25 protein-coding genes are annotated in these 24,367 nt (G+C 69.2%); 11 read left to right on the plus strand and 14 right to left on the minus strand.

Features of this window, described 5'->3' with window-relative positions:
* The 4 genes from AC1DXV_RS14815 to AC1DXV_RS14830 all read right to left on the minus strand — a co-directional run.
* On the minus strand, positions 1–468 hold a 468-nt coding region (locus AC1DXV_RS14815), incomplete at its 3' end, for a 16S rRNA (uracil(1498)-N(3))-methyltransferase (protein WP_477934235.1).
* A 26-nt stretch (positions 469–494) separates the two neighbouring features.
* A complete protein-coding gene (locus AC1DXV_RS14820) occupies positions 495–1,004 on the minus strand; it encodes a hypothetical protein (protein WP_477873343.1) in 510 nt (169 codons plus the stop codon).
* A 40-nt stretch (positions 1,005–1,044) separates the two neighbouring features.
* Positions 1,045–1,548, minus strand: a complete 504-nt coding sequence (locus AC1DXV_RS14825; protein WP_477873345.1) for a hypothetical protein — start codon at positions 1,546–1,548, stop codon at positions 1,045–1,047.
* Between the two features lie 119 nt (positions 1,549–1,667).
* Complete coding sequence (locus AC1DXV_RS14830) at positions 1,668–3,341, minus strand: long-chain-fatty-acid--CoA ligase (RefSeq protein WP_477934237.1); 1,674 nt, start codon at positions 3,339–3,341, stop codon at positions 1,668–1,670.
* A gap of 198 nt (positions 3,342–3,539) precedes the next feature.
* Here AC1DXV_RS14830 and AC1DXV_RS14835 point away from each other — a divergent pair, with 198 nt between their 5' ends.
* Genes AC1DXV_RS14835 through AC1DXV_RS14845 form a run of 3 tightly spaced genes read left to right on the plus strand, consistent with a single transcriptional unit; the run spans position 3,540 to position 6,736 of the window.
* Positions 3,540–4,307, plus strand: coding sequence for an SDR family oxidoreductase (locus AC1DXV_RS14835; RefSeq protein WP_477865440.1), 768 nt, complete (start codon positions 3,540–3,542; stop codon positions 4,305–4,307).
* 19 nt (positions 4,308–4,326) lie between these two features.
* Positions 4,327–5,190 (plus strand): fumarylacetoacetate hydrolase family protein, encoded by an 864-nt coding sequence (locus tag AC1DXV_RS14840; RefSeq protein WP_477865441.1) that lies wholly within the window; start codon positions 4,327–4,329, stop codon positions 5,188–5,190.
* Between the two features lie 31 nt (positions 5,191–5,221).
* Positions 5,222–6,736, plus strand: a complete 1,515-nt coding sequence (locus AC1DXV_RS14845; RefSeq protein WP_477865442.1) for a UxaA family hydrolase — start codon at positions 5,222–5,224, stop codon at positions 6,734–6,736.
* Between the two features lie 13 nt (positions 6,737–6,749).
* Here the strand turns inward: AC1DXV_RS14845 and AC1DXV_RS14850 are convergent, their stop codons facing one another.
* The 3 genes from AC1DXV_RS14850 to AC1DXV_RS14860 form a co-directional block, all read right to left on the minus strand.
* Positions 6,750–8,072, minus strand: coding sequence for a TRAP transporter large permease (locus AC1DXV_RS14850; RefSeq protein ID WP_477865443.1), 1,323 nt, complete (start codon positions 8,070–8,072; stop codon positions 6,750–6,752).
* The gene (locus AC1DXV_RS14855) at positions 8,069–8,641 is read right to left on the minus strand and encodes a TRAP transporter small permease (protein ID WP_477865451.1); all 573 of its coding nucleotides are present in this window, start codon (positions 8,639–8,641) and stop codon (positions 8,069–8,071) included. The genes AC1DXV_RS14850 and AC1DXV_RS14855 overlap by 4 nt, the downstream gene beginning before the upstream one ends.
* Before the next feature lie 80 nt (positions 8,642–8,721).
* Positions 8,722–9,747: a TRAP transporter substrate-binding protein gene (locus AC1DXV_RS14860; protein ID WP_477865444.1), complete on the minus strand. Its 1,026-nt coding sequence runs from the start codon at positions 9,745–9,747 to the stop codon at positions 8,722–8,724.
* Between the two features lie 142 nt (positions 9,748–9,889).
* On the opposite strand from AC1DXV_RS14860, the gene AC1DXV_RS14865 reads away from it, so the two are divergent.
* From AC1DXV_RS14865 to AC1DXV_RS14880, 4 genes are read left to right on the plus strand one after another with little or no spacing between them, the layout of a single operon-like run.
* Positions 9,890–11,818: a sensor histidine kinase gene (locus AC1DXV_RS14865; protein ID WP_477865445.1), complete on the plus strand. Its 1,929-nt coding sequence runs from the start codon at positions 9,890–9,892 to the stop codon at positions 11,816–11,818.
* Positions 11,815–12,462, plus strand: a complete 648-nt coding sequence (locus AC1DXV_RS14870; protein ID WP_477865446.1) for a response regulator transcription factor — start codon at positions 11,815–11,817, stop codon at positions 12,460–12,462. Before AC1DXV_RS14865 ends, AC1DXV_RS14870 begins: the two co-directional genes overlap by 4 nt.
* A gap of 29 nt (positions 12,463–12,491) precedes the next feature.
* On the plus strand, positions 12,492–12,689 hold the full coding sequence (locus AC1DXV_RS14875) for a hypothetical protein (protein ID WP_477865447.1): 198 nt from the start codon (positions 12,492–12,494) through the stop codon (positions 12,687–12,689).
* The gene (locus AC1DXV_RS14880) at positions 12,686–13,447 is read left to right on the plus strand and encodes a hypothetical protein (protein WP_477865448.1); all 762 of its coding nucleotides are present in this window, start codon (positions 12,686–12,688) and stop codon (positions 13,445–13,447) included. Before AC1DXV_RS14875 ends, AC1DXV_RS14880 begins: the two co-directional genes overlap by 4 nt.
* A 4-nt stretch (positions 13,448–13,451) precedes the next feature.
* On the opposite strand, the gene AC1DXV_RS14885 is transcribed toward AC1DXV_RS14880, so the two are convergent.
* From AC1DXV_RS14885 to AC1DXV_RS14905, 5 genes are all read right to left on the minus strand, one after another.
* Positions 13,452–13,865: a hypothetical protein gene (locus AC1DXV_RS14885; protein WP_477865449.1), complete on the minus strand. Its 414-nt coding sequence runs from the start codon at positions 13,863–13,865 to the stop codon at positions 13,452–13,454.
* On the minus strand, positions 13,862–14,149 hold the full coding sequence (locus AC1DXV_RS14890) for a hypothetical protein (protein ID WP_477865450.1): 288 nt from the start codon (positions 14,147–14,149) through the stop codon (positions 13,862–13,864). Before AC1DXV_RS14890 ends, AC1DXV_RS14885 begins: the two co-directional genes overlap by 4 nt.
* 489 nt (positions 14,150–14,638) lie before the next feature.
* A complete protein-coding gene (locus AC1DXV_RS14895; protein WP_477867818.1) occupies positions 14,639–16,063 on the minus strand; it encodes an NAD(P)(+) transhydrogenase (Re/Si-specific) subunit beta in 1,425 nt (474 codons plus the stop codon).
* Complete coding sequence (locus tag AC1DXV_RS14900) at positions 16,060–16,386, minus strand: NAD(P) transhydrogenase subunit alpha part 2 (RefSeq protein WP_047501305.1); 327 nt, start codon at positions 16,384–16,386, stop codon at positions 16,060–16,062. Before AC1DXV_RS14900 ends, AC1DXV_RS14895 begins: the two co-directional genes overlap by 4 nt.
* Positions 16,387–16,397: 11 nt before the next feature.
* Positions 16,398–17,513, minus strand: coding sequence for a Re/Si-specific NAD(P)(+) transhydrogenase subunit alpha (locus tag AC1DXV_RS14905; RefSeq protein ID WP_477934239.1), 1,116 nt, complete (start codon positions 17,511–17,513; stop codon positions 16,398–16,400).
* A gap of 141 nt (positions 17,514–17,654) precedes the next feature.
* Here AC1DXV_RS14905 and AC1DXV_RS14910 point away from each other — a divergent pair, with 141 nt between their 5' ends.
* Positions 17,655–18,155 (plus strand): NUDIX hydrolase, encoded by a 501-nt coding sequence (locus AC1DXV_RS14910; RefSeq protein WP_477867822.1) that lies wholly within the window; start codon positions 17,655–17,657, stop codon positions 18,153–18,155.
* Positions 18,152–19,252: a tRNA 2-thiouridine(34) synthase MnmA gene (mnmA, locus tag AC1DXV_RS14915; protein ID WP_477867824.1), complete on the plus strand. Its 1,101-nt coding sequence runs from the start codon at positions 18,152–18,154 to the stop codon at positions 19,250–19,252. Before AC1DXV_RS14910 ends, mnmA begins: the two co-directional genes overlap by 4 nt.
* Before the next feature lie 22 nt (positions 19,253–19,274).
* On the opposite strand, the gene AC1DXV_RS14920 is transcribed toward mnmA, so the two are convergent.
* A complete protein-coding gene (locus tag AC1DXV_RS14920; RefSeq protein ID WP_477867826.1) occupies positions 19,275–19,844 on the minus strand; it encodes a CAP domain-containing protein in 570 nt (189 codons plus the stop codon).
* A 224-nt stretch (positions 19,845–20,068) separates the two neighbouring features.
* On the opposite strand from AC1DXV_RS14920, the gene AC1DXV_RS14925 reads away from it, so the two are divergent.
* Both AC1DXV_RS14925 and AC1DXV_RS14930 read left to right on the plus strand, forming a co-directional pair.
* Positions 20,069–20,698 (plus strand): methylamine utilization protein, encoded by a 630-nt coding sequence (locus AC1DXV_RS14925; RefSeq protein ID WP_477867828.1) that lies wholly within the window; start codon positions 20,069–20,071, stop codon positions 20,696–20,698.
* Complete coding sequence (locus AC1DXV_RS14930; RefSeq protein WP_477934241.1) at positions 20,695–23,187, plus strand: putative bifunctional diguanylate cyclase/phosphodiesterase; 2,493 nt, start codon at positions 20,695–20,697, stop codon at positions 23,185–23,187. Before AC1DXV_RS14925 ends, AC1DXV_RS14930 begins: the two co-directional genes overlap by 4 nt.
* A gap of 29 nt (positions 23,188–23,216) precedes the next feature.
* On the opposite strand, the gene pdxR is transcribed toward AC1DXV_RS14930, so the two are convergent.
* The coding region (gene pdxR, locus AC1DXV_RS14935) for a MocR-like pyridoxine biosynthesis transcription factor PdxR (protein WP_477934243.1) at positions 23,217–24,367 on the minus strand (1,151 nt) is incomplete at its 5' end.

The raw sequence follows: 24,367 nt of genomic DNA on the forward strand, positions 1-24,367 counted from the left end.
GTCGGCGAGGCTGCGCACCGGCGCGATCAGCGGCACGCGGGTGCGCCCGCACTGCTCGCTGGCCGCGGCGGCRACTCCCTGCCAGTGCGCCTGCTTCTTGTCGGCGCGCTCGCCGCTCAGGCGCAGCACCGAGCGCTCGGTCATCAGGGGCTGGATCGCCGCGACGCCGAGCTCGGTCGCCTTCTCGACCAGCGCATCCATGCGCTCGTTGGCCGGCATGCCGAGCGCGAGCGTCACGTGGATCGCCAGTTCGCGGTCGATCGCCACGTGCGCCTGCGGCCGCACGCGCACCTCGCTGCGGCCCATCTGGACGACCTCGGCCTGCCACTCGCCGCCCTCGCCGTTGAACAGCGTCAGCGGATCGCCGGGCTGCAGGCGCAGCACCTGCACATGGCGCGCGGCACCGGGAGGAAGGCTGAGTTCGACGCCGGCCAGCATCGGCTCGGCCACATGGAAACGAGGAGGCATGGCCGAAGTGTGCCAGCCCTTCTGCCTCAGCCGTCCTGCTCGTCGAGACCGCGCCAGCGCCGTCGCCACGCCCGCCAGCGCGTCTTCAGCCGCCGCGCGCCGCGCCACGCGGCCGAGCGGCGCAGCGCGTCCATCACGCGCTGCTTCGTCACGCGCCACCACGTCAGCGCCCGCGCGAACCACGCGAAGCGCATCAGCTGCGACTCGGTCAGGATGAACAGCCGCCCGACGATCGCGGTGCCGAGCAGCTTGGCCACGACGATCACCGTGATGCCGAGCAGCGCATGGCCACGGTGGATGATCCACAGCGCGAGCAGCTTGATCGGGAACAGCGCAACCGCCGGCGCGAGGAACAGCAGCAGCGCGATGCGCGGCGGCGCGGCGCGCACCAGCGCCTCGAAGCGCGCGAGCGGCGGCCACTTGGCGAGCCGCGCGACGAAGGCCGTCAGCGGGCGCCAGCCCCACTCCTCGATGAACAGCACGAGCGCTGCCAGCACCAGCAGCACGCCGCGCAACAGCCGCCACGGCAGCCGCATCAACCTGCGCCACCAGGGGCGCGCCGGAGCTTGCGCCAGCTCAGCCGCCGTACAGAGCGCGACGCGCCTTGTGCGCCGCGGGCTCGCCCTTGCGCGAGCGGATCTGCTCGATCGTGCGGTCGGCCACGTCGCGCAGCTCCTCGATGGTGCTGGCCTTCTCGACCGCGAGCGTCAGCGTGAAGCCGCGCAGCCCGAGTTCGCTGGAGATCATCTGCGTCAGCGTGGACGTGAACTTCGCGTAGTCGAGCTCGCCGGGGTCGACCGGCGTGCCGACGCTGCTCGAAGCGGCCGCCGGCGCAGGGGCCGGCGCGGCAGCCGGCGGGCTGTTCAGGCGCGAACTGCCGCTGCCCGACACCTGCGCGATCAGGCCCAGGGTCTCGAGGGCCCGGAAGTCGTCGATCGTCACGCCGACCACGTTGGCCAGCAGCATCTCCTCGGACTTCGCACCGTCGATCAGCAGCAGCAGGTTGCGCTGCGCACGCTCCTTGACGAGCGCGCGCGTGGTCATCTCGATTCGTCCCGCGTCAGTTTTGGTCCAGATCACCAGAGCTCTCCCAGGGCGCGGCGCGGCCGGTCAGCCGCGGCCCGAATTTATCAGCATGGCGCCCTCGCCGGGGCACTCTTCCACTGCATCGTCAGGTCTTGTCTCTTAGCTCGTGCCTTTCAACTCTTGTCCCTCAACTCGCGCCGAAGGATCTTGCCCACCGGGCTCTTCGGCAGCTCGGTGCGGAACTCGACCACCTTCGGCCGCTTGTAGCCGGTCATGTTGGCCTCGCAGTACGCGCGCACCTCGGCCTCGGTCAGCGCCGGGTTCTTGCGCACGATCACCAGCTTCACCGCCTCGCCGGCCTTCGCGTCGGGCACGCCGATCGCGGCGCACTCGAGCACGCCCGGCATCTGCGTGACGACATCCTCGACCTCGTTCGGGTAGACGTTGAAGCCGCTGACCAGGATCATGTCCTTCTTGCGGTCGACGATCTTGAAGTAGCCGTTGCCGTCGACCGTGCCGATGTCGCCGGTGCGGAAGAAGCCGTCGGCCGTCATCACCTTCGCGGTCTCGTCGGGGCGCTGCCAGTAGCCGGCCATCACCTGCGGGCCGCGGATCGCGATCTCGCCCGGCGTGCCCAGCGGCACCTCGCGACCGTCGTCGTCGAGCAGTGCCAGCTCGGTGGACGGCAGCGGCAGGCCGATGGTGCCGGTGTAGGCGGTGCTGTCGGTCGGGTTGCAGGTGGCCGACGGCGAGGTCTCCGACAGGCCGTAGCCTTCGCAGATCGGGCAGCCGGTCTTCTCGAGCCACAGCTTGGCCGTGGCCTGCTGCACCGCCATGCCGCCGCCGACCGAGATCTTCAGGTGGCTCCAGTCGACGGTGTTGAACAGCGCGTGGTTGGCCATCGCGTTGAACAACGTGTTGACCGCCGGCAGGCTGTGGAACGGCTGCTTGGCCAGCTCCTTGAACACGCCCGGGATGTCGCGCGGGTTCGGGATCAGCAGGTTGCAGCCGCCGGTGCGCATCGACAGCATCATGTTCGAGGTGAAGCCGAAGATGTGGTACAGCGGCAGCGCGCACACCGACATGATCTGCGTGCCGGCCGGCACCTTGCGCATCGCCGGCTGGTACCAGGCCTCGGCCTGCAGCGTGTTGGCGACCAGGTTGCGGTGCAGCAGCACCGCGCCCTTGCTGACGCCGGTGGTGCCGCCGGTGTACTGCAGCACCGCGATGTCGTCGAGCTTGAGCGCGGGCGCCTTCAGGCTCGCGCGCTTGCCGGCGGAGATCGCGTCGTTGAACGGCACCGCGCCGGGCAGCTCGAAGGCCGGCACCAGCTTCTTCACGTTGCGCACGACGTAGTTGACGATCAGCCCCTTCGGGAAGCCGAGCATGTCGCCCATCGTCGCGAGAATGATCTTCTTCGTCGGCACCGCGGCCAGGCAGGCCTGCAGCGTGGCGGCGAAGTTCTCGATGATCAGGATGGCCTTCGAGCCGGAGTCCTTCAGCTGGTGCTCCAGCTCGCGCGGCGTGTACAGCGGGTTCACGTTGACCACCACCAGGCCGGCGCGCAGGATGCCCGCGACCGCGATCGGGTACTGCGGCACGTTGGGCATCATGATGGCGACGCGGTCGCCCTTCTCGAGCCCGAGCGACTGCAGGTACGCGGCGAACGCGCGCGAGGCCTCGTCGACCTGGCGGAACGTGAAGACCTTGCCCATGAACTTGTAGGCGGGCAGGTCGGCGTACTTCTTCAGGCTTTCGTCGATCAACGCGGTGAGCGACGTGTACTGCTCGACATCGATCTGCTCCGGCACCCCGCTGGGGTACTGCTTGAGCCAAGTCTTATCCATCTGGGGTCTCCGGAAACGAACGGGCGATTCTGTCCCATGGTCTCGACACGCCCCCTAAGGTGTTTCACCTGAAGTGCGGCATGAGTTGGGGTGCGGCACGGATTGACGCTCCTGGAGGCTTCCCGTACGCTTTCGACGAATTGGTCAGACCACCAGACCAATCATTGTGGCCCCACGGGACACCTCCACGAGAAACTCATGACCCTCTCGACGCACCCACGCCTGGCCGGCAAGGCCGCCCTCGTCACTGCCGCCGGCCAGGGCATCGGCCGCGCCACCGCGGAGGCCTTCGCGCGCGAGGGTGCGCGGGTGATCGCGACCGACATCAACGATGCGGCGCTGGCCGAGCTGTCGCGCATCCCCGGCATCACGGCGCAGCACCTGGACGTGCGCGACGGCGCCGCGGTGCAGTCGCTGGTGGCCGGGCTCGGGCCGCTGCAGGTGCTGTTCAACGGCGCCGGCTTCGTGCATGCCGGCAGCATCCTCGAGTGCGACGACGCGGCCTGGGATTTCTCGTTCGACCTGAACGTGCGCTCGATGTACCGCACGATCCGCGCGGCCTTGCCGGCGATGCTGGCCGGCGGGGGCGGCTCGATCATCAACATGGCCTCGGTGGCCGGCAGCATCAAGGGCGCGCCGAACCGCTTCGTCTACGGCACGACGAAGGCGGCGGTGATCGGGCTGACGAAGTCGGTCGCGGCGGATTTCGTCGCGAAGGGCATCCGCTGCAACGCGATCTGCCCGGGCACGATCGAATCGCCCTCGCTGCGCCAGCGCATCGAGGCGCAGGCCGGGGCGAGCGGGCAGACGGTGGCACAGGTCGAGGCCGCGTTCGTCGCCCGGCAGCCGATCGGCCGCATCGGCAGCACCGCCGAGATCGCAGCGCTGGCGGTGTATCTTGCGTCCGACGAGTCGGGATTCACCACCGGCACCGCTCAAGTGATCGACGGCGGCTGGTCCAACTGAAGCACTGAAAGAGAAGCCCATGAAATTGATGCGCCACGGCCCGAAGGGCTCCGAGCAACCCGCGCTGGTCGATGCCGACGGCCAGCTGCGCGACCTGTCGGGCGTGCTTGCCGACATCAACGCCGCGACGCTGTCGCCGCACGGCCTGAAGCGGCTGCACGAGCTGGACCCGTCGACGCTGCCGCTGGTCGCGCAGCCGGGCCGCACCGCGCCGCCGTGGGCGGGCCTCGGCAAGTTCATCTGCATCGGGCTGAACTATGCGGACCACGCCGCCGAATCGGGCCAGCCGGTGCCGGCCGAGCCGGTGATCTTCATGAAGGCGAGCAGCGCGCTGATCGGCTGCAACGATCCGGTCGTGCTGCCGAAGAATTCGCTGAAGAGCGACTGGGAGGTCGAGCTCGGCGTCGTGATCGGCAGCACGGCGCGCTACGTGTCGGAAGCCGACGCTCTGGACCACGTGGCCGGTTTCTGCGTCGTCAACGACCTGTCGGAGCGCGAATACCAGCTGGAGCGCGGCGGCACCTGGGACAAGGGCAAGGGCTGCGACACCTTCGGCCCGGTCGGCCCGTGGCTGGTCACGAAGGACGAGGTGCCCGATCCGCAGAACCTGTCGATGTGGCTCGAGGTGAATGGCAAGCGCTTCCAGAATGGCAACACGAAGACGATGGTGTTCAACGTGGCGCACCTGGTCAGCTACGTGAGCCGCTTCATGACGCTGCACCCCGGCGATCTGATCAGCACCGGCACGCCGCCGGGTGTCGGCATGGGCCAGAAGCCGCAGCTGTACCTGAAGCCGGGCGATTCGATCAGGCTGGGCATCCAGGGCCTCGGTGAGCAGCAGCAGAAGGTGCACGCCTGGAATCCGGAGCTGATCGACGGGTGATGCATCCCGGATTGGCATCCGGGCTACGGACATGACTGCCCCCACCATCCGCATTCATCCCGCCGATGACGTCGTCATCGCGCGGCGCCAGCTGGTGTCGGGCACGCGCATCGACTCCGAAGGCGTCACCGTCAGCGGCCTGATTCCGCCCGGCCACAAGCTCGCGGTGCGTGACATCGCGGCCGGTGCGCCGGTGCGGCGCTACAACCAGGTGATCGGCATCGCACGCCAGGCGATCGCGGCCGGCCAGCATGTGCACACGCACAACCTCGAGTTCTCGAGCTTCGAGCGCGACCCCGCCGTCGGCGTCGATGCGCACCCGACGGCCTTCGTCGAGACCCCGGCCACCTTCCAGGGGATCGTGCGCGCCGACGGCCGCGTCGCGACGCGCAACTACCTCGGCATCCTGACCTCGGTGAACTGTTCGGCGACCGTCGCCCGCGCAATCGCCGACCACTTCCGGCGCGACATCCATCCCGAGGCGCTGGCCGCGTTCCCGAACGTCGACGGCGTGGTCGCGCTGACGCACGGCGCCGGCTGCGCGACCGACAGCGAAGGCGAGCCGCTGCAGGTGCTGCGCCGCACGCTGGCCGGCTATGCGCGGCACCCGAACTTCGCCGCGCTGCTGATGGTGGGCCTCGGCTGCGAGACCAACCAGATTGCCGGCATCGGCCTGGCCGACGGCCCGCGCCTGCACAGCTACAACATCCAGGATGCCGGCGGCACCGCGAAGGCGGTCGCGCGCGGCATCGCGCTGATCCACGAGATGCTGCCCGAGGCGAACCGCACGCAGCGCCAGCCGGTCAGCGCGAGCCACCTGTGCGTCGGGCTGCAATGCGGCGGCTCCGACGGCTACTCCGGCATCAGCGCGAACCCGGCGCTCGGCGCCGCGGTCGACCTGCTGGTGCGCCACGGCGGCACCGCGATCCTGTCGGAGACGCCCGAGATCTACGGCGGCGAACACCTGCTGACGCGGCGCGCGGTGTCGCCCGCGGTCGCCGGCAAGCTGCTCGCGCGGCTGCGCTGGTGGGAAGACCACTGCGCCCGCAACCATGCCGAGATGGACAACAACCCGTCGGCCGGCAACAAGGCCGGCGGGCTGACCACCATCCTCGAGAAATCGCTGGGCGCGATCGCGAAGAGCGGCACCACCAACCTGGTCGACGTCTGCGAATACGCCGAGCCGGTGACGGCGCACGGCCTGGTGTTCATGGACACGCCGGGCTACGACCCGGTCAGCGCGACCGGCCAGGTCGCCGGCGGCGCCAACCTGATCTGCTTCACGACCGGCCGCGGCTCGGCCTACGGCTGCGCGCCGTCACCGTCGCTGAAGCTGTCGACCAACACCGCGCTGTGGCTGCGCCAGCAGGACGACATCGACATCAACTGCGGCAGCGTGGTCGACGGCACCGCGACCGTCTCCGAGTTGGGCGAGGCGATCTTCCAGCAGATGCTGGCGACCGCCTCGGGCGAGCTGACCAAGAGCGAACGCCACGGCTACGGCCAGAACGAATTCGTGCCGTGGCAGTTCGGTGCCGTGATGTAGATCAGTGATGTGATCAGCGCGCCAGCAGGTGCGGCAAGGTCAGCGACAGCGCCGGCCAGTAGGTGACGAGGATCAGGAACCCGATCATCGTCAGCAGCCACGGCCACACCGCGATCGTCAGCTCGGTGATGCCCATCTTGCTGATGCCCGACGCGACGTACAGGTTCAGCCCGACCGGCGGGTGGCACATGCCGACCTCCATGTTGACCGCCATCAGGATGCCCAGGTGGATCGGGTTGACCCCCAGCTTGCAGGCCACCGGGTACAGGATCGGCGCCATGATCAGCACGATCGCCGACGGGTCCATGAAATTGCCGGCCACCAGCAGGATGATGTTGACCAGCAGCAGGAACACCACCACGCCGAAGCCCTGCCCCGTCATCCACGCCGCCATCGACTGCGGGATCTGCTCGGAGGTCAGCAGGAACGAGAACAGCACCGCGTTCGTGATGATGTACAGCAGCATCGAGCTCATTGCGGCCGCGTTGCGCAGCACCTTCGGCACCTCGCGCAGCTTCAGGTCCTTGTAGATGAAGACCGAGATCACGAACGCGTACACCGCCGCGATCGCCGCCGCCTCGGTCGGCGTGAAGATGCCGGAGTAGATGCCGCCGATCACGATCACGATCAGCGCGATGCCCCAGAACGCTTCGCGGAAGGCCTTCCAGCGCTCGCCCCAGCTGGCGCGCGGCAGCCGCGGATAGTCGAACTTGCGCGCCCGGTACCAGGTGGTCACGCCCAGCAGCAGCGACAGCAGCAGCCCGGGCAGCACGCCGGCGATGAACAGGTCGCCGACCGATGCGGTGGCCACCGGCTGGCCATCCGGCCCGGTCGCGTTCATGCCGTTGGTCGCGATCGAGAAGATCACCAGGTTGATCGACGGCGGGAACAGGATGCCCAACGCGCCCGAGGTGGTGATCACGCCGGCCGAGAAGCGCTTCGGGTAGCCGGCCTTCTGCATCGCCGGCAGCAGGATGGTGCCGACCGCCACCACGGTGGCCACCGACGAGCCCGAGATCGCCGCGAACAGCGCACAGGCCAGCACGCCGGCCAGGCCCAGCCCGCCGTAGAAGTGCCCGACCATCGTCGACGCGAAGTGGATCATCCGCCGCGCCGCGCCGCCGTTGGTCAGGAAGTTGCCGGCCAGGATGAAGAACGGGATCGCCATGATCTCGAATTTCTCCAGGCCCGAGAACAGCTTGAGCCCGATCGACGCGATCGGCTCGTTGGTCATGCCGAAGAAGAAGCCCAGCACCGTGAGGCCGAGCGCGATGGAGACCGGCATGCCGGTCAGCATCAGCAGCACCAGCAGGCCGAAGATGATCAATGCATTCATGCGGCCACTCCGGCTTCGTCGTCCAGTCCGTCCACGTGCGCGACCTCGTGGTGCGGCAGCTCGCCGCGCCGCCAGAAGGCCCACATCACCTGCAGGAAGCGGAAACACATCAGGTACGACGCCAGCGGGATGCAGGCGTACGGGATCCAGGTCGGCACCTCCAGGTCGGGCGAGGTCGGGCCTTCGGGTACGTCGCCGACATCCCAGCCGAAGGTGCTGAAGAGGGCGTGGTGGAAGCCGTTGTCCCAGACGAACACCGCGCCCATCGTGCCGACCACCGCGGTGAAGACCACGCCGCCCAGCAACCCGACCAGGGTCAGCCAGCGCGCCTGCGCCGGCGGCAGCGCGCGCACCAGCGTGTCGACGCCGACGTGCGTGCCGTGGCGCACGCCGTAGGCCGCGCCGAACTTCGCCATCCACACGAACATGTAGATGCACAGCTCCTGCGCCCAGCTCAGGTTCAGGCCGAGCAGGAAATCCTGCACCGGCTGCAGCACGGCCGGGTAGTGCGCGGCGGCCGCATAGCGGTGCACCACGGCGACGAAGATCAGCAGCGTCGCCGCGCCCATCAGGGCGGCGATCAGCCATTCCTCGAGGTGATCGAGGAAGCGGTTCACGGACCGCAGCACCGGCGCGACCATGGCAGGCCCTACTTCGCGGGCACGAAGCCGGCGGCCTTGTAGACCGCGTCGATCGTCGACTGGCCCACGCGCGACGCCATCTCCTTGTGCACCGGCATCAGCGCCTTCTTCCACTCGTCGAGCTCGGCGGCGGTCGGCGTGTAGATGGTGGTCTTGCCGCTCGCGCGCATCTTCTCGAGGTCGTCGATGTTCTCCTTGGTCGCCATGTCGTTGGCGAACGCGGTCGCCTCCTTCAGCGCGCCTTCGAGGATGGTGCGGATGTCGGCCGGCAGCCCGTCCCAGAACTTCTTGTTGACGATCACCGCATAGGCCAGGTGGCCGTGGTTCGAGATCGTCGTGTGCTTCTGCACCTCGTAGGTCTTCTGCGTGTAGAAGTTCGACGGCACGCCTTCGCAGCCATCGACCACGCCGGACTGCAGCGCCTGGTACAGCTCGCTGAAGGCCATCACCTGCGGCACCGCGCCGAGCGCGCGCATCTCGGCATCGAGCACCTTCGAGCTCTGGATGCGCATCTTCAGGCCCCTGAAGTCGGCCACCTTGTGCAGCGGCTTGTTGGCACTCATGATGTGGAAGCCGTTGTCCCAGTACGCGAGGCCCTTGACGCCCTTCGGCTCCAGCTTCTTGAACAGGTCGGCGCCGACCGGCCCTTCGGTGACGGCGCGGAATGCCGCCTGGTCCTTGAAGATGAACGGCAGGTCGAAGACCTCGAATTCCTTGACGCCCAGCGGGCCGAACTTGGCGAGCGACGGCGCGAGCATCTGCACCGAGCCGAGCTGCAGTGCCTCCATCTCTTCCTTGTCCTTGTAGAGCTGGCTGTTCGGGTAGACATCCACCTTCACGCGGCCGCCGCTGCGCTGCTCGGCCAGTTCCTTGAAGCGCTGCGCGCCGTTGCCCTTGGGCGTGTCGGGGGCGACGACGTGGCTGAACTTGATGACGATGGGCGCCTGCGCGAAGGTCTTCGGGGCGGCCAGGGCCAAAGCGGCGGCGGCGAGCGCACTGCGGCGCGTGATCGACCGCGTGATGGTTTGCGTCATGTCTTGTCTCCGGGTGGTCTGTACTGCGGCGCGATTCTGGTCGGCGGCCCGGAGCGCGGGAAGTTGTGGAGTTCCACATTTCGGCGCCGCCAACCGCGCGCGGCCCGCCCGTTGTGCCCGGCGCGAACCTAGACTTCGCGCCATGCCCGCACCGGCCGATCCGCCCCGCCACCCTGCCCTCGCGCTGCCGCCGCGCCCGCCGGCGCGGCGCGGGCTGTGGGCGCTGCCGCTGCTGCTGTCGCTCATCTTCGTGGCCGGCGTGCTGCTGTGGCTGCGCGCCACCGAGCAGGCCGACCTGGAAGAGCAGCGCGCCGCGCTGGTCTCCGACGCGCTGTCGCTGGAGACGCAGGCCAGCGCCCGCATCGAGCGCGAGACGCTGTTGCTGAAGGATGTCGCGACGCGGCTCGATCACCGCGGCGCCGGCCCGCAGGCGCTCGCGACGCTGCCCGAGGCGCAGCAGGGCCTGCACCGCTTCTGGATCAGCCTGACCTGGCTGGACGCCGCCAACCGGCTGGTCGCGCAGCTGCCCGACGGCCCGGACGGCGCGCGCAGCGGCCCCGGCCTGTCGGCCCACCTGTCGGCGCCGCTCGCCTCCGGCGGCACGCTGGTGGCCCGCTACTCGCCCGGTGAAATGCTGCGCCAGACGGTGCCGTGGTGGCTGGCCCGCACGTACGACGTGCGGCTGCTCGACGGCTTCGATGCGGTGATCGCGTCGACCACCGAGGACCGGCCGCTGGAGGGCCGCCAGAGCTGGCGCATCAGCATGGCGCCGGCGCTGGCCGACAGCTGGCTGGAACTGACCGCGCGCGACGTGGTGCCGCCGTGGTACCACGGCCTGCCGGTCGCGATGGTGGCGGGTTTCGTCGCGCTGATCGCCGCCATCACCTGGATGCTGCGGCGGCAGATGCACGGCGTGTCGCGCGCCGAGGCGGCGTGGCGCACCGAGGCCGCGTGGCGCCAGGCGATGGAGGATTCGCTGACGGTGGGGCTGCGCGCCCGCGACCTCGACGGCCGGCTCGTCTACGTGAACCGCACGCTCGCCGACATGGTGGGCTACGAGCCGCACGAGCTGGTCGGGCTGCTGCCGCCGATGCCGTACTGGCCGGCCGACTCGCACGAGGAGATCATGCAGCGGCACCTGCGCAACATGGCCGGCCAGGCGCCGCGCGAGGGCTACGAGGCGCGCTGGCGGCACCGCGACGGGCGCCTGTTCGACGTGATGGTGTTCGAGGCGCCGCTGGTGGACGCCCGCGGCGGGCACATCGGCTGGATGGGCTCGATCCTCGACATGACCGAGCGGCGCCGGCTCGAGGAACGCGAGCGCCGCCAGACCGAGACGATGGCCCACCACGCGCGGCTGACGATGCTGGGCGAGGTGGCCTCGACGCTGGCGCACGAGTTGAACCAGCCGCTGACGGCGATCGCGAGCTACAACGCCGGCGTGATGAACTCGATGCACAAGCTGCCGTCGCCCGACCCGGTGGTGATGCGGGCGCTGAAGCGGCTGGGCGAGCAGGCAGCCCATGCGGGCGCGATCGTGCAGCGCATCCGCGAATTCCTGACGCGGCGCGAACCGCGGCTGGAGCCGTGCGCGCTGAACGCGGTGATCGAGGGCGGCGTCGCGCTGCTGCGCCGCGAGCTGCAGCGCCAGCAGGTGCAGGTGGTGCTGCAACTCGATGCGGCGCTGCCGGTGATCGTGGCCGATGCGGTGCTGATCGAGCAGGTGGTGATCAACCTGGTGCGCAATGCCGGGGATGCGCTGGCCCACCAGGCGGGCGAGCGGCGCATCGTCGCCGGCAGTTCGCTGAGCGCCGATGGCCGCTTCGTGCGCATCGACGTGCGCGACAACGGCCCGGGATTCGGCGGTCTCGGCATCGAGGCGCTGTGCGCGCCGTTCTTCTCGACCAAGGCAGAAGGCATGGGCATGGGCCTCGCGATCTGCCGCTCGATCATCGAGGCGCACCAGGGCATGTTCGATGCCGCCGACGCGGTGGGCGGCGGTGCGGTGTTCACGCTGACGCTGCCGGTGGGCCTGGCGGTGTCGGACCTTTCCGCGGAGGACGACGAATGAACGAACCCCGACCCGGGCCCGGCCCCGTTCCCCCAGCCGGTGTCGTCTACCTGGTCGACGACGAGGCGGTGGTGCTGGACGCGCTGGGCTTCCTGCTGGCGTCGCACGGCCTGGACGTGCGGCCGCACGGCAACGGGCCGGCGCTGCTGGCGACCGTCGATGCCACCCCGCGCCCGCTGCCTGGCGTGTTCCTGCTCGACATCCGGATGGAGCCGATGTCGGGCCCGCGCTTGCACGACGAGCTGATCGCGCGCGGGCTGCGCAACCCGGTGCTGTTCCTGAGCGGGCATGGCGACATCCCGATGGCGGTCGAGGCGCTGAAGAAGGGTGCGTTCGATTTCCTCGAGAAGCCGTATGTCGACAACGCGCTGGCCGACCGGGTGACGCAGGCGCTGGCGGTCGATGCCGCGATGCAGCGCCAGGGCGCCCAGGTGGCCGAGCGGCAGGCGCGGCTGTCGAGCCTGACCGAGCGCGAGCACGAGGTGATGCTGCGGGTGGCGGCCGGCAAGCTGAACAAGGTGATCGCCGACGAGCTGCACGTCTCGGTGCGGACGGTGGAGGTGCACCGGGCGCGGGTGTATGCGAAGCTGGGCGTGCGCTCGGCGGCGGAGGTGGCCACGGTGCTCGCGGGGCCGGCTGTTTGAACCACCCGTTTGACCGTACATTTCAGCCCATGCCCAGTGTCAACATCAATCCGGTGGTCCGGGCCTTGTTGAGCGATCCGCAGAAGCGCCAGGAGTATCGGCGCCAGCTGATCGCCAGCCGTCCGCAGAAGGACGAAGGCCGCAGGATCGAGCTTGAAGACGCGACCGGCAAGGTCGTGCATCTGAGGGTGCTTCCCGCGACGCCGCCGGCCGCCCAGAAACCTTGAACGTCGCGTTCCAGGCCTTCCTGCTGCTGCTGATCTACCTGCCCGGCGCGATCTTCGTGCTGGCGGTGACCGGCAAGATCCGCGACAACGGCGAGATCCCGGTGATCTCCGGCTCGATGACCGGCCACGCGATTGCCGCGGTGCTGGTGTCGGCGCTGCTGCACACCGGGTGGCTGCTGGCGATCCATGCGTGGCAGCTGCTCGGCGGCTGCGCCTGCCAGCCGGCGGCACGCGACTTCTTTGCGCTGCTGACGCTGAACAACGCAACCGCGCCGTACCTCGCGGCCGAGGCGGCGATCGGCGGCGCGCTGTGGTTCAACGCGGTGTACTTCATCAGCATCTTCACGCTGCCGCTGGTGGCGGGCCTCGCGATCAACACCGCGATCGAGCGCCGCGGGCTGGACATCCGCCACCGCTTCCTGCGCTTCAAGCCGCCCTGGCACTACATCCTGACCGGCGAGAACCGCTCGAACCGGGACGGCCGCACGGTGGTGGTCGACGTGCTGGTGCAGGTCGGCGATACGCCGGTGCTGTACAGCGGCATCCTGAGCTACTTCTCGTTCGACGAGAAGACCAAGGCACCGGACGCGTTGGTGCTGGCCTCGGCGTTCCGCGGCGTGGTGCCCGACTTCGCCGGCACGGCCGAGCCGGAGTTCCTGACGCCGATCCCGGGCGACACCTTTGCGGTGAAGTTCAGCGAGATCAAGAACATCAACATCCAGTACGTCGATCTGGTCGGAACAGAGGACGACGCGTGAAGGCCTACTTCTTCCCGGAGCGGGTCGCGCGATAGGCCGCTTCCACAGCGCGTACGAGTGACGGATGAAGCGTCCCAAGCGTGGGGTTCTGGCCATGCGGCACGGCAGGCGGCACCGAGAACCAGTCGGTGTTGAACGGCAGGACAACGGCGTTCTTCAAGTCGAACTTGGTGTCGTAGCTGAGCCCAGCCGCGATGTATGCGGCGGCATTGCGTGATCGAAGGATCGAGAATTCGCCCGTGTGCAGTTCGGTGGTGCGCTGGCTCGTTCCATACGCCACCTGCACGGAGAACTTCGGCGCATCGTCGTCATACACCGTCAAGACCAGCGCCGGGCGGGGCTTCGGTTTCGGGTTGATGTTGTCCGGGAAATGGCACCAGACAATCTCGCCCGCAGTCGGCTCGCCCCACCAACTCATGAAGTCTCAGAACCGAACAAACTTGAGCGAACCGACCGCTTCGTACCCTTCGGTGCCTGCTTGCGGATCTGGCGCAACTGCGTTGCCGTCAACGGGCCGTCATCGGCCTCGTACTGCGGCAAGACCTTGAGGGCAAGGTCATGCAGTGCGAGATGGATCGCCTGAGTCTCGTCGACACCCAGTTGGCTGGCCAGCCGTTGCGCAGTAGCGCGGGTGACACCCGTCGCCGTGTCCGCCGCCCGATACCGGAAGGCGATCTGATTCGAAACAGCCTTGCTGGCCATGCCAGTACTCCTCGATAATTTTGATATCTGAAAGATATCTCATCACCTTGATCGAGGTCAACCCAAACCAGGCAGTGAGGGCGCCACGGCCTATGTAACTCCGCACAACGAACAGTTCCATCGGCTCGGGGAGGACGAGCATGGCTCGTAGCCCGGGCGACAGCCCGGGCTCAACCTTCACTTGTTCGCTTGTCACCCCAGAAGGAGCAGGGCGGTGGCCCAAAGGCGCGTGCGGGGAGGTTGTGGAGCGCCAATAAAGCCGGGGCGCCGGAGCTGGCTGGTTTCATGGCCCGCGCGCGCAGCGCGCTTCGTGGACTGACTGTCGCCGACTGTTTGACCACAACGAACGAAGTGAGTGGCGGGAGTTTCGGCGACGGGCCATGAAACCAGTCAGCGCAGGGGAGTCATCGCCCCCTGGGGCGATGACCGCACCGGCCGGCGAGCCACAGTCTCCCTGCACGCGCCTTTGAAGCGCCAATGCCAGCCCGACTACTCGACCGCCTTCACCATGTCCTCGACGACCTTCTTCGCATCCCCGAAGACCATCATCGTCTTGTCCATGTAGAACAGCTCGTTGTCCAGCCCCGCATACCCCGCCGCCATCGACCGCTTGTTGACGATCACCGTCTTGGCCTTGTACGCCTCGAGGATCGGCATCCCGTAGATCGGGCTGCCCTTGATGTGTGCCGCAGGGTTCACCACGTCGTTCGCGCCCAGGATGATCGCGACATCGGCCTGCCCGAACTCGCCGTTGATGTCCTCCATCTCGAACACCTGGTCGTACGGCACCTCGGCCTCGGCCAGCAGCACGTTCATGTGCCCCGGCATGCGCCCGGCCACCGGGTGGATCGCGTACTTCACCGTGATGCCCTTGGCCGTCAGCTTGGCCGCGAGCTCCTTCACCGCATGCTGCGCGCGCGCCACCGCCAGCCCGTAGCCCGGCACGATCACCACCGTCTCGGCGTTGCCGAGCACGAAGGCCGCATCGTCGGCGCTGCCGCTCTTCACGTTGCGCTGCGTCTGCGCACCCGCCACCGCCGTGCCCGCCTCGCCGCCGAAGCCGCCCAGGATCACGTTGAAGAACGAGCGGTTCATCGCCTTGCACATGATGTAGCTCAGGATCGCCCCCGAGGACCCCACCAGTGAGCCGGCGATGATCAGCATGCTGTTGTTCAGGCTGAAGCCGATGCCCGCCGCCGCCCAGCCGGAGTAGCTGTTCAGCATCGACACCACCACCGGCATGTCGGCGCCGCCGATCGGGATGATGATCAGCACGCCCATCACGAAGGCCAGCGCCAGCATGCCGAAGAAGGCCGGCCAGCTTTCGGTGAACACGAACACCAGGCCCAGGCCGACGGTCGCCAGGCCCAGCAGCAGGTTCAGCACATGCTGCCCGGCGAACTGCACCGGCGCGCCCTGGAACAGTCGGAACTTGTACTTGCCCGACAGCTTGCCGAACGCGATCACCGAGCCGCTGAACGTCACCGCCCCGATCGCCGCGCCGAGGAACAGCTCCAGCCGGTTGCCGGCGGGGATCGGATCGCCCTTCGCGACGATGCTGAAGGCATGCGGCTCGGCCACCGCCGCCACCGCGATGAACACCGCCGCCAGGCCGATCATGCTGTGCATGAAGGCGACCAGCTCCGGCATCTTGGTCATCTCGACGCGCTTGGCCATCACCGCGCCGGCCGTGCCGCCCACCAACAGGCCCAGCAGCACCCAGCCGAGGCCGAGCGCGTTGCCATCGGCCAGCTTGACGATCAGCGCCGCCGTGGTCAGCGCCGCGATCGCCATGCCGGCCATGCCGAACAGGTTGCCGCGGATCGACGTGGTCGGGTGCGACAGGCCCTTCAAGGCCTGGATGAAGAAGACGCTGGCCACCAGGTACAGCAGCGTCACGAGGTTCATGCTCATTGCGAGCCCTCCTTCGGCGCGGCGATCGCTTTCTTCTCCTTCTTGCGGAACATCTCCAGCATGCGCCGCGTCACGAGGAAGCCGCCGAACACGTTGACGGCCGCCAGCGCGACCGCCAGCACGCCCATCGTCTTGCCCAGCGGCGTCTCGGTCAGCGCCGCGGCGAGCATCGCGCCGACGATCACGATCGCCGAGATCGCGTTCGTCACCGCCATCAGCGGCGTGTGCAGCGCCGGTGTGACGGTCCACACGACGTGGTAGCCGACGTAGATCGCCAGCACGAAGATGATCAGGTTGGTCAGGGTATGGCTCACGGGATCCATCGTCGCGCTCCTTATTTGCGGGTGACTTGGCCGCCCTGGCTCACCAGGCAGGCCACGACGATGTCGTCGTCCATCGGCACGTGGAACGTGCCCTCCTTCGTCAGCACGAGCTTCAGGAAGTCGAGCACGTTGCGCGCATACAGCGCGCTCGCGTCGGCCGCCACCAGCGCCGGCAGGTTGGTCTCGCCGACCAGCGTGACACCGTGCTTGACCACGATCTTTCCGGCCTCGGTCAGCGGGCAGTTGCCCCCTTGCGCCGCGGCCAGGTCGACGATCACCGAGCCCGGCTTCATCGCCTTCACCATCTCCTCGGTCACCAGCACCGGCGCGGCGCGGCCCGGGATCAGCGCGGTCGTCACGACGATGTCGGCGGCCGCGACGCGCTTGGCCACCTCGACCTTCTGCCGGTCGAGCCAGCTCTGCGGCATCGGCCGCGCATAGCCGCCCACGCCCTCGGCCGCTTCCTTCTCCTCGGCGGTCTCGTACGGCACGTCGATGAACTTCGCGCCCAGCGACTCGACCTGCTCCTTCACCGAGGGCCGCACGTCGCTCGCCTCGATCACCGCGCCCAGGCGCTTGGCGGTCGCGATCGCCTGCAGCCCGGCCACGCCGACGCCGAGGATCACGACGCGCGCCGCCTTCACGGTGCCGGCCGCCGTCATCAGCATCGGGAAAATGCGCTGGTAGCGGTCGGCCGCGATCATGATCGCCTTGTAGCCGGCCAGGTTGGCCTGCGACGACAGCACGTCCATGCTCTGTGCCCGCGTGGTGCGCGGCGCGGCCTCGAGCGCGAAGCTGGTCAGCCCGGCCTCGGCCAGCCGCTGCAGGCCGTCGCGATCGAACGGGTTCAGCATGCCGACCAGCGCGGTGCCCGTCTTCAGCAGCGGCAGCTCGTCCACCGACGGTGCGCGCACTTTCAGCACCAGTTCGGTGCCGAAGGCCCCGGCCCGGTCGACGATCTCGGCACCGGCTGCGGCGTACGCCTCGTCGGTGACGCTGGCAGCGATGCCGGCTCCCGACTGCACGCGCAGCACATGGCCCTGCGCCTTGAGCTTCTTGACCGTCTCCGGGGTCGCGGCGACGCGCGTTTCCCCAGCCGCTGTTTCCAGCGGGACCCCTATCAGCATGGCGGACTCCTCGGGTGCGTTGTTGTGTCGGATCTTGTGTGTGTAACTGGCGCGAGAGCTTACACAAAGCTTTCGCGCTCACAACCGGCACACGCCCTCACGCGATGCAGGGCCACAACACCCGCCCTTAAAATCAGCCGGATGTCCTCCCGTTGGAAACCCAGCGTCACCGTTGCCGCGATCGTCGAACACCTGGGCCGGTTCCTGCTGGTGGAGGAACACACGTCCGACGGCCTGTGCCTGAACAACCCCGCCGGCCACCTCGATCCGGGCGAATCGCCGCTGCAGGGCGTGGTGCGCGAGGCGCTCGAGGAAACCGCCCGCGCCTTCGTGCCGACCGGCATCGTCGGCATCTACCTGTCGCGCTCGCAACGCCCCCGCACGGAGCGCGACGCCGGGCGCGACAACACCTACCTGCGCATCGCGTTCCGCGGCACGGTCGGCGAGCCCGACCTGTCGCGCGCGCTCGACACCGGCATCGTGCGTGCGCTGTGGATGACGCCCGACGAGATCCGCGCGAGCGTGCACCGGCACCGCAGCCCGCTGCTGCTGCGCTGCATCGACGACCACCTGGCGGGCGTCAACCACCCGCTGTCCCTCATCACGACCGACGAGTCGGTCTTTGCGGTCCCCTTGAAGTGAAGAAACAACGCATCGTCGTCGGCCTGTCCGGCGGCGTCGATTCCGCCGTCAGTGCCCACCTGCTGAAGCAGCAGGGGCACGAGGTCATCGGCATCTTCATGAAGAACTGGGAAGACGATGACGACAGTGAGTACTGCTCGACGCGCCAGGATTTCCTCGATGCCGCGAGCGTGGCCGACGTGCTCGGCATCGAGATCGAGCATGTGAACTTCGCTGCCGACTACAAGGACCGGGTGTTCGCCGAGTTCCTGCGCGAGTACCAGGCCGGCCGCACGCCGAACCCCGACGTGCTGTGCAACGCCGAGATCAAGTTCAAGGCCTTCCTCGACCACGCGATGCGCCTCGGCGCCGAGAAGATCGCGACGGGTCACTACGCCCGCGTGCGCGAGCGCGACGGCCGCTTCGAGCTGCTGAAGGGGCTCGATCCGCTGAAGGACCAGAGCTATTTCCTGCACCGGCTGAACCAGGCCCAGCTGAGCAAGACGCTGTTCCCGGTCGGCGAGCTGCCGAAGACCGAGGTGCGCCGCATCGCCGCCGAGATCGGCCTGCCGAACGCCGCCAAGAAGGACTCGACCGGCATCTGCTTCATCGGCGAGCGGCCGTTCCGCGAGTTCCTGAACCGCTACCTGTCCAACAAGCCGGGCCCCATCAAGGACGACCGCGGCCGGGTGATCGGCGAGCACGTCGGGCTGTCGTTCTACACGCTCGGGCAGCGCAAGGGCATCGGCATCGGCGGGCTGAAGGACAAGGGCGCCGTGCGCGGCGGCAGCGAGCACGCGCCGTGGTTCGTCGCCCGCAAGGACATGGCGGCCAACACGCTCTACGCGGTGCAGGGCCACGACCACCCGTGGCTGCAGTCGCATGCGCTGACGGCGGACGATGCGAGCTGGGTGGCCGGCGCGGCGCCGCTCGCCGGTGCGATGGCCGCGAAGACGCGCTACCGCCAGGCCGATGCCGGCTGCGCGCTCGAAGGCAGCGAGGCCGGGTTCAGCCTGAACTTCGGCGCCGCGCAGTGGGCCGTGACGCCCGGGCAGTCGGCCGTGCTGTACGACGGCGAGGTCTGCCTGGGCGGCGGCGTGATCGCCAGCGCCGGCTGAGTCACAGCAGGCCCGGACAGGATCAGGGCTTGCCCAGGTCCATCGTCCAGTAGCGGCTGTACGCGGCACCGGCCGCGCCCGGCACGCAGGCCACGCCGACCTGCGTGAAGCTCTTGCTCATCAGGTTCGCGCAGTGGCCGGCGCTGTTCTGCCAGCTGGTCATCACGCTGTCGATGCTGTTCTGGCCGGCGGCGATGTTCTCGCCGATGGCGCTCCAGCTGTAGCCCGCCGCGGTGATGCGTTGGGAGAAGGTGCGGCCGTCCTGGCTGTCGTGCGAGAAGTAGTTCTTCGTCGCCATGTCCTGCGAATGGCCCAGGGCCGCCTGCGTCAGCTTGTCGTTCCAGGCCAGCGCCGGCGCGGCCGTGAAGCTGCCCGAGGTGCCGCAATTCTGCGCGCTGGCGCGGAAGGCGTTGATGCGCGCCAGCATCTGCGCATTGAAATCGGGGATGTCGCAGGTGCCGGAGGCCGCGGGGGCAGGGGCAGGGGCCGGCACGCCGGCGTCGGCCGTGCCGGAATCGCTGCTCCCGCCGCAGGCGGCGATGAACATCAACCAGGGCGCCACCAGGCGGGCACGTCGTGAGGAGGTCGACAAGGTCTGTATCCGAAGCCGGGGGCTTCACAGCCTAAACGCACCCGGGAGAAGCAACGCGCCCAAAACGTAAGCGTTTGCTGACCCGGTGCATGCGATGGGCCGAAGCGTGATGCACGGCACGCGCCGCCGGGTGCAGGCTTCAGTCGGTCGACGGCCCGCCGATATCCGAAGGCGGTGCGGCCTTCGCTGCACCAATGCCCCATCGACCGCGATTCCAACCCACCATGCGTCTGCGCCTTCCGTCCCTGACCCGACACAGCCTCTGTGCCACGGCACTGTCGCTGGCCGCCGCCGCCCACGGCGCGGTCGTCAGCGTCGCGGTGACCGATCCGGCGGGCCGCCCGCTGGCCGATGCGGTGGTGATGCTGGAGCCCGCCAGCGGCAAGGCGGCCGTCAAGCCGATGGCCGGCGTCGAGCTCTCGCAGCGCAAGCGCCAGTTCCAGCCGTCGCTGACGGTCGTCACCGTCGGCACGCCGGTCACCTTTCCCAACTTCGACACCGTGCGGCACCACGTCTACTCGTTCTCACCGATCAAGACCTTCGAGCTGAAGCTCTACGCCGGCGTGCCGAATGCGCCGGTGGTGTTCGACAAGCCCGGCGCCGCGGTGCTCGGCTGCAACATCCATGACCGGATGAGCGCCTGGGTGGTCGTCGTCGACACGCCGTACCACGCCCGCACCGGCGCCGACGGACGCGCACGCATCGACGGCCTCCCGCCCGGCAGCTACCGGCTGCGCGGCTGGCATGCCGGCGTCGCGCCTGGCCAGGAGCCGGCGCCGCAGCCGCTCGCGATCGGCGAGGCCGACACACTCGCCGGCCTCCAGCTGCCGGTCGCCGCGGGGAGCGCGCCATGACGCCGACGCCGCTGCGCGAGCTGCTGCACCCGCGCCACTGGCCGCGCTGGATCGCCAGTTCGCTGGGCACGCGCATCGTCGTGCTGTTCCTCGGGCTGCTGCTGCTCGTGCAGGCCGCGAGCTTCCTCGCGATCCGCGCCAGCATCGATCGCAACGCGCGCGCCGCCATCAACGACGAACTGCTGGTCGGCGAACGCGTGCTGACCCGCGTGCTCGACCAGAACGCGCAGAAGCTCACTGAGGGCGCGAGCCTGCTGGCGGCCGACTACGGCTTCCGCGCCGCCGTCAGCAGCAACGATGCCGACACCATCGCGTCGGTGCTCGCCAACCACGGCGAGCGCATCGGCGCCACCGTCACCGCGCTGCTCGACACCGAGTTCCAGCTGCGCGCCGCCGCCCAGCCCGGCCTGCAGGAGCTGCTGCCGGTCACGCAGCGTCTGGCCGCGCGGGCGCTCGCCTCCAAGCGCGCCAGCGAGATCGTCGTGCTCGGCCACCGCCCGTTCCAGCTGGTGATGGTGCCGATGCGCGCGCCGGTGGTGGTCGGCTGGGTGCTGATGGGCTTCCCGATCGACCAGCGGCTGGTCGACGACATGCATGCGCTGTCGTCGCTGCAGGTCAGCCTGCAGGTGCGCAGCGATGCGAGCTCGACATGGACCACCGCCGTCTCGACGCTGCCGCTGGCCACGCGCGAGCAGCTCGAGAAGCAGGCCGCGCTGACACTCGAACAGGTGAACGGCAACCACGCTTCCGCCAGCTCGGCCGCGATGGCACTGAGCCTGCTCGACAACGAATACAGCGGCCGCACCGTGATGCTCGCCGAGCACGACGGCGCCGCCGTCTCGGCGCTGCTGCTGCGCTCGGTCGACGACGCGGTCGCGCCGTACCGCCAGCTGCAGCTCGGGCTGGCCGCGCTGACGCTGGTCGGCGTGCTGGTGTTCGGCATCGGCAGCGTACTGACCGCGCGCCACGTGACGACGCCGCTGCGGCGCCTCGCGACCGCGGCCGAACGGCTGGGTGCCGGCGACTACTCGACGCCGCTGCGCGGCCTCGACCGCAGCGACGAGCTGGGCGACGTGGCCCGCGCCTTCGAGCGCATGCGCGAGAGCATCGGCGAGCAGCAGGACGAGATCCTGAAGCTCGCCTACTGGGATCCGCTGACGGCGCTGCCGAACCGCCTGCAGTTCCGCAACGCGGTGCGCGACGCGATCGTCGCGGCCGGCAAGAATGGCCGGACCGTCTCGGTGATCATGCTCGACCTCGATCGCTTCAAGCACGTCAACGACGTGCTCGGCTACCGCTTCGGCGACCTGCTGCTGCGCAGCGTGGCCGAGCGGCTGACGCAGCAGGCGGTGCGCGGCGGCGACCTGGTCGCGCGGCTCGGCGGCGACGAGTTCGCGGTGCTGCTGGCCGGGCTCGATCCGGCCAACGACGTGGCGCTGACCCGCACGGTCGCCAAGCGCATCAACCAGGCCTTCGACGCGGCGCTGACGCTGGAAGACCAGACGGTCGACATCAGCGCGAGCCTGGGCCTCGCGAACTGGCCGCTGCATGCCGGCGATGCCGACGTGCTGCTGAGCCGCGCCGAGGTCGCGATGTACACCGCCAAGCGCCACCACGACGGCCCGATGGTCTACGACGCGGCGCTCGATGCCGCAAGCTCGCAGACGCTGTCGCTGCTGAGCGAGTTGCGCCACGCGGTCGACCACGACGAGCTGCGGCTGTACCTGCAGCCCAAGCTCGCGCTCGGCAATGCACGCGTCGTCGGCGCCGAGGCGCTGGTGCGCTGGCAGCACCCGCGTCGCGGGCTGGTGCCGCCGATGGAGTTCATTCCGTTCGCCGAGCAGACCGGTTTCATCCGGGTGCTGACGCTGTGGGTCTTCGAGCAGACCGCGCAGCTGTGGAAACGCCTGCACGACAGCGGCCAGACGCTGACGATTTCAATCAACCTGTCGACGCGCGACCTGCTCGACCCGGAGCTGCCGCAGAAGTTCGATGCGCTGCTGGTGCGCCATTCGGTGCCGGCCGAGGCCTTCTGCCTGGAGATCACCGAGAGCGCGATCATGGACGACCCGCAGCGCGCCCAGGCCACGCTCGACAAGCTGAGCGCGCTGGGCTTCCGGCTGTCGATCGACGATTTCGGCACCGGCTATTCGTCGCTCGCGTACCTGAAGCGGCTGCCGGTGGACGAGCTGAAGATCGACAAGTCCTTCGTGCTCAACATGGAGAAGGACCTGGACGACGCGCGCATCGTGCGCTCGACGATCGACCTGGCGCACGGCCTCGGGCTCACGGTGGTGGCCGAGGGCGTCGAGAACGCGCAGGTCTGGGAGCTGCTGCGCGAACTGGCCTGCGACGAGGCCCAGGGCTTCCACATGGGCCGGCCGATGCCGGCCGCCGAGTTCGCGCGCTGGTCGACCGGCTGGAGCGCGCGGCAGGCAATGACGATCGCGACGGGCAAGGGCCCGGACCTGCCGATCACGCTGCATTGAGTAGCCCGGATGCCAATCCGGGTGCGGCGTCACGATCCCCGGATTGGCATCCGGGCTACAAGCCTGCCAATCGTGCGCGCCGCGGCCCGCAGTGCCGCCTCGTCGTACCCCGCATAGCCGAACAGCCAGCCGCGCCGCGGCGCCTCGATCGCATAGCGCGACAGCGTCGCCAGGTACACGCCGCCCTCCTGCGCGCGCGCCGACAGCGGCTCGTCCGGCCGGCCCGCTTCGTCCTCGTGCGCCAGGTGCATGCCCTGCGCGCTCGGCAGCAGCCGCAGCGCACCGCCGCTCGCCTTCGCCAGGGCCTCGATCACCAGCTCCTGGCGCAGCGCGTACAGCTCGCGCATGCGCCGCAGGTGGCGCAGCAGGTGGCCCTCGGTGATGAAGCGGGCCAGCACGTCCTGCGCGGCACCGGGGCTGTGCCGGTCGGTCACGGCCTTCGCCCCCGCGAAGGCGGGTGCCAGCGCGAGCGGCATCACGATGAAGCCCAGCCGCAGGCCCGGGTGCAGCGTCTTCGAGAAGGTGCCGACGTACAGCACGCGCTCCGACTGCGGCAGGCTGCACAGCGCCGGCATGCGGTGCGCGCCGTACTGGAACTCGCCGTCGTAGTCGTCCTCGACGATCCACGCACGCCGCGTGCGCGCCCAGTCGAGCAGCGCCAGCCGGCGCGCCAGGCTCATGTGCACGCCCATCGGGAACTGGTGCGTCGGCGTCACGACCGCCATGTGCGCCTGCGGCCAGCGCGCGGCACCCTGCGCGATGCACAGCCCCTCGGCATCCAGCGGCACCGGCCGCACGAGCGCGCCCTGCCCGAGCAGGTTGGCGCGGATGCCCGGGTAGCCCGGATCCTCGACCATCACCTCGTCGCCCAGGTCGAGCAGCAGCCGGCCGATCAGGTCGATGCCCTGCTGCGAGCCCGAGGTGACCAGCACCTGCGACGCATCGCAGCGGATCCCGCGCGACACCAGCAGCCACTGCGCGATCGCCTCGCGCAGCGCCGGCTCGCCGGCCGGATCGGTGTACTGCGACAGCGCCCGGCGGCGCGGCGCGGCGGTGTCGCGGGCGAGCCGGTCCCACAGCGCGAACGGGAACTCCGCGGTGGCCGGCGCGCCGATGCGGAACGCCACCGGCAGCTGCGTCGGCGGGTGCCAGCGCAGCGCGATGTCGGCGATGGCCTGGC

Source organism: Rhizobacter sp. P3_C12 (assembly GCF_056402735.1).

Bases quoted from the DNA above. Each gene is read 5' to 3' on its own strand.
- AC1DXV_RS14820 (WP_477873343.1), bottom strand. From the start codon at position 1,004: ATGCGGCTGCCGTGGCGGCTGTTGCGCGGCGTGCTGCTGGTGCTGGCA.
- AC1DXV_RS14830 (WP_477934237.1), bottom strand. From the start codon at position 3,341: ATGGATAAGACTTGGCTCAAGCAGTACCCCAGCGGGGTGCCGGAGCAG.
- AC1DXV_RS14835 (WP_477865440.1), top strand. From the start codon at position 3,540: ATGACCCTCTCGACGCACCCACGCCTGGCCGGCAAGGCCGCCCTCGTC.
- AC1DXV_RS14840 (WP_477865441.1), top strand. From the start codon at position 4,327: ATGAAATTGATGCGCCACGGCCCGAAGGGCTCCGAGCAACCCGCGCTG.
- AC1DXV_RS14845 (WP_477865442.1), top strand. From the start codon at position 5,222: ATGACTGCCCCCACCATCCGCATTCATCCCGCCGATGACGTCGTCATC.
- AC1DXV_RS14850 (WP_477865443.1), bottom strand. From the start codon at position 8,072: ATGAATGCATTGATCATCTTCGGCCTGCTGGTGCTGCTGATGCTGACC.
- AC1DXV_RS14855 (WP_477865451.1), bottom strand. From the start codon at position 8,641: ATGGGCGCGGCGACGCTGCTGATCTTCGTCGCCGTGGTGCACCGCTAT.
- AC1DXV_RS14860 (WP_477865444.1), bottom strand. From the start codon at position 9,747: ATGACGCAAACCATCACGCGGTCGATCACGCGCCGCAGTGCGCTCGCC.
- AC1DXV_RS14865 (WP_477865445.1), top strand. From the start codon at position 9,890: ATGCCCGCACCGGCCGATCCGCCCCGCCACCCTGCCCTCGCGCTGCCG.
- AC1DXV_RS14870 (WP_477865446.1), top strand. From the start codon at position 11,815: ATGAACGAACCCCGACCCGGGCCCGGCCCCGTTCCCCCAGCCGGTGTC.
- AC1DXV_RS14875 (WP_477865447.1), top strand. From the start codon at position 12,492: ATGCCCAGTGTCAACATCAATCCGGTGGTCCGGGCCTTGTTGAGCGAT.
- AC1DXV_RS14885 (WP_477865449.1), bottom strand. From the start codon at position 13,865: ATGAGTTGGTGGGGCGAGCCGACTGCGGGCGAGATTGTCTGGTGCCAT.
- AC1DXV_RS14890 (WP_477865450.1), bottom strand. From the start codon at position 14,149: ATGGCCAGCAAGGCTGTTTCGAATCAGATCGCCTTCCGGTATCGGGCG.
- AC1DXV_RS14895 (WP_477867818.1), bottom strand. From the start codon at position 16,063: ATGAGCATGAACCTCGTGACGCTGCTGTACCTGGTGGCCAGCGTCTTC.
- AC1DXV_RS14900 (WP_047501305.1), bottom strand. From the start codon at position 16,386: ATGGATCCCGTGAGCCATACCCTGACCAACCTGATCATCTTCGTGCTG.
- AC1DXV_RS14905 (WP_477934239.1), bottom strand. From the start codon at position 17,513: ATGCTGATAGGGGTCCCGCTGGAAACAGCGGCTGGGGAAACGCGCGTC.
- AC1DXV_RS14910 (WP_477867822.1), top strand. From the start codon at position 17,655: ATGTCCTCCCGTTGGAAACCCAGCGTCACCGTTGCCGCGATCGTCGAA.
- AC1DXV_RS14925 (WP_477867828.1), top strand. From the start codon at position 20,069: ATGCGTCTGCGCCTTCCGTCCCTGACCCGACACAGCCTCTGTGCCACG.
- AC1DXV_RS14930 (WP_477934241.1), top strand. From the start codon at position 20,695: ATGACGCCGACGCCGCTGCGCGAGCTGCTGCACCCGCGCCACTGGCCG.